This is a genomic window from Pseudomonas sp. P5_B2, assembly GCF_056400445.1.
This window is the reverse complement of record NZ_JBFULH010001526.1, coordinates 1-516: the sequence shown is the minus strand read 5'-3', so window position 1 is coordinate 516 and position 516 is coordinate 1. Positions and strand designations below refer to the sequence as shown.

The 516-nt window shown below is 52.1% G+C and carries 1 protein-coding gene; it reads left to right on the top strand.

The annotated features are described in order from the left end of the window. Positions 1 to 426, top strand: a 426-nt coding sequence (locus AC1DRJ_RS32205; RefSeq protein ID WP_477805640.1) for a DUF421 domain-containing protein, incomplete at its 5' end; no start/stop codon positions are given. Positions 427 to 516 lie beyond the last annotated feature (90 nt).

Below are 516 nucleotides of genomic sequence, written 5' to 3'. Positions count from 1 at the left end.
TTCGCGTTGTACCTCGTCTTGATGGTGCTGTTCAAAATCGCCGGCAGGCGTTCTTTGGCGGAGTTGACGACGTTTGATTTCGTGTTGTTGATGATCATTGGCGAAGCCACGCAGCAGGCATTGTTAGGTGACGACTTCTCCCTGACCAACTCTGTCTTGGTGATTGTTACGTTAATTGCTATCGACGTCGGCCTTTCGCTGTTGAAACAACGTTCGGATTGGTTTTCCAGATTAATCGACGGCGGGCCTACCATCATCGTCGAAAACGGAAAGCTCTTAAGCAAGCGCTTACGGCATGCGCGGTTGGTTGAAGCGGATGTGATGGAGGCGGCCCGCTCAAGCCAAGGTATCGAAAACATTGACCAGATCAAGTTTGCGATCCTGGAACGAAACGGCAAGATTTCTGTAATACCGTCAGAGCCTTGAGGGCATGGACGCAATTGATTCGGCGCTGCTCGCTGCGCGTGCCCAGTTCGCGATCACCATAAGCTTTCATATTGTGCTGGCCGCGCTGAC